This is a genomic window from Klebsiella sp. NPDC088457, from assembly GCF_044900465.1.
GTDB lineage: Bacteria > Pseudomonadota > Gammaproteobacteria > Enterobacterales > Enterobacteriaceae > Klebsiella.
In genome coordinates, this window is the sequence record NZ_JBJDNH010000109.1 from 1 (window position 1) to 2,639 (window position 2,639).

3 protein-coding genes and 1 pseudogene are annotated in these 2,639 nt (G+C 50.3%); all 4 read right to left on the reverse strand.

Annotation, left to right across the window (positions count from 1 at the left end):
* A pseudogene (locus ACI2JR_RS28160) lies at positions 1-779 on the reverse strand (MFS transporter); the annotation flags it as partial.
* Between the two features lie 790 nt (positions 780-1,569).
* Positions 1,570-1,875 carry a dpoa decarboxylase gene (locus tag ACI2JR_RS28165; protein WP_462480094.1) on the reverse strand — a complete coding sequence of 102 codons (306 nt, stop codon included), beginning with the start codon at positions 1,873-1,875 and terminating at the stop codon, positions 1,570-1,572.
* Positions 1,876-1,924: 49 nt separating this feature from the next.
* Entirely contained in the window at positions 1,925-2,227 is a 303-nt protein-coding gene (locus ACI2JR_RS28170; protein ID WP_462480095.1) for a TrbM/KikA/MpfK family conjugal transfer protein, read from the reverse strand.
* A 47-nt stretch (positions 2,228-2,274) separates the two neighbouring features.
* Positions 2,275-2,639 (reverse strand): cag pathogenicity island Cag12 family protein (locus ACI2JR_RS28175; RefSeq protein WP_462480096.1); only part of this gene is annotated, 365 nt, incomplete at its 5' end.

Sequence of the window (2,639 nt, forward strand, 5' to 3'; positions counted from 1 at the left end):
AAATCCAGCTGGAAATGAAGGTCATTCAGGTTAATAAGGACAAACGGTTTTCCTGCTTTCTGGCAGGCTTCACGCAGGACATGCGGTGCCCACTCATCATTTTTCGGATCTTCGACAAATACCCCTTCACCTGACAGTATGGCCTGATAAAGCAGGACGCAGGCGCTCACCCCTTTACCGGAGCCGGTGGTGCCGATAAGGTCGGCGTGCTGATTTTGAAATTCTTCGGCAGTGATATATTGAGGCTGATTGTTTTTATCCAGCCCGATGAAAATACCGTTATTCAGGTCAATATAATCCAGCGGATTATACGCAATGCTGTCAGGTAACATGTCCCTGACGTCACGAACATCTGTTCTGGTATTTCTTTCCAGTTTGCTTTTTTTAATCATCCGGTGTTTCAGTCTGTCAATTTCTCCGGCCATCAGTCTGCGGGCGGTAATATGAAAGGCCAGACCGGTAAGCGTAAATCCGACCGTCAGTATCCAGAGTGATATTCTGAGCAGAATGTCATTATTGAGCACCGTAAAGAAAAAACTCAACCCCTGAATGGTCAGCGGTGACAGGGTGCCGGATATAAAGAAGAAGACAGACACGCATGCCACCGATTTTAACCATAAGGGGGCGTTTTTTCTTTCCTCACGCGGCAGATGAAAAATAAAAGGCAGCGTCAGCCCGGCAAACAGGGATAATATGAGCTGGTTGTGTTGCAGCCAGAGCAGAAAAACAGAAAAGGCATCCGAAAAGGCATTCAGCCTTTGCATCAGATGAGTTCCCATTGCAGTGATCTCCGGTCTGATTTCGGTGTGGCGGGCGCATCACATGGACGTCACCGATGGACGTGATACCCCACGCCCCTGCGCGACGCCCGCCAATGACGCCCATAAAAGGATGAGAAGCACTGAACGCCTCCGGCGCTCATGCCCGTATCCGCGTTTCCAGAAAACAGCCGACCGGTGGTCGTCAGTCTCCTGAAACGCCCGTATAACGGGCAACGGCGTGTGTCATTTCGTTCGGGCTGGACGCCCTTACTGCCTGCCACATGGGGGTAATGTCGCCGCTGGACGCCGCGCCAAAACCCCCAGGGTCAACGGCGGCACACCGTCGCACGCTACGCGCGACCAACCCCTTTAAGACGCGCGTTTCGCCTGTTTTTTCTTTTCCTCGCAAGCTCGGAGCGAAAAAACGGGAACGCTGCTTTAAAGGGGTTGGTCGCGCCTGATCGGTCATATTCCCCGCTGGGGGGGGGAAATATGACCTGGCTTGACGGTGTGCGGGGCAAGCCCCCCAAATAAACCGCTGTCGTGGGCGACAGCTTTTCGCTCGCTGGGGCGGCGAAATTTATTCGGCTCCCCCCGGCCTGCTCAGTTCGCTTGGGGCGAATGTTCGCAGGTGGGCGCGGTGCCTGAAAATTAGCAATTTCTGCGAAATTGAATTTTCTGCCCGCGCTCCACATGCTTATTTTACGGCTTAACAATTTCTCCGAAATTGAAGCCAGAAATAAGCACGCCTGAAACCCGCCGTCTGTCAGTCTGTGGCGTCGTTCGATACATTATTAATGTCTGTGATTCACATCTGCTCGCGGGATATTTCAGCCCGGCATTCCCGTTCCGCGTTTAATGCCGCATGGTAAGTTTCATCATCGATTTTCGTTCCCTGACTTTCGGCATACCGCCTGAGCTTCTCTGCATCCGATTCATTAAGCTGTGATAAATGATGTCGCAATAAACCGATAAACCGGCTTTCATATATCTCATAATAAAGTCCACATCCCTGATGGGCTTCTTTCGACAGAGAATCATAGATACACATGACCGATATTCTGTCCTGATACGTTGAATGGATGTTGGCAATAAACAGGTCTTCTTTATCCACATTTATTTCTCCATGCAGGGAATTTATTAAAATAATGGCCGGGGTTTTATTACCCTCTGACTCTGCCAAATCTGGACAGGATTTTATTCACCGCTTCCGGATCAGCGCTGGTGCATTCCCCCAGAAAAGCTTTTCTGGCATTGAGCGTATGATTGGGTAAAAATCCGTGCCGGTTCTTTTTGACGATATTAAAAAAGGCCCGTTCAGCAGAATGGCATTCTCTTCCCCCACTATTTCCGGTTGCTTTACCGTACATACAAAGCACCACTTCGCACGGGTCAGCAGCAAATGAATAAACAGGCGTCCCGGCGGCAATGCACAGCATTGCCGCCGCAATAGCGGAATATTTCATGATGGATACCTTACTGTAAGATGAATTCAGGATGTGAGGGGGAGGATTTAATGCGAAAAATAAATATGGGTGTCGCTGCATGTCATGCAGCCAGAGACCGGCTGATATGCAATAACGCCTTTTGCGCCATACTGACGCAGCCAGTTTTTTGCCGTAAAGAATGCTGCGCCTGATGGCGCTGCAACAACAATACGCGCTGAGTGGGCGACCGCGTAAAATACGGCAGGTGTCCAGCGTGTTTCGTTATAATTCCGTGCGTGAATGGACAATAACCATTTATCGTTAACCACCGGAGAAGGAATAATAACCGGATTGTCACGCCACTGCGGTAAACCGGTATTGACTGACTGACCCGCTTTCTCCCATTCAACAGGAACCGGTGGCGGGGGTGAAGAACAGCCGGAAAGTACCA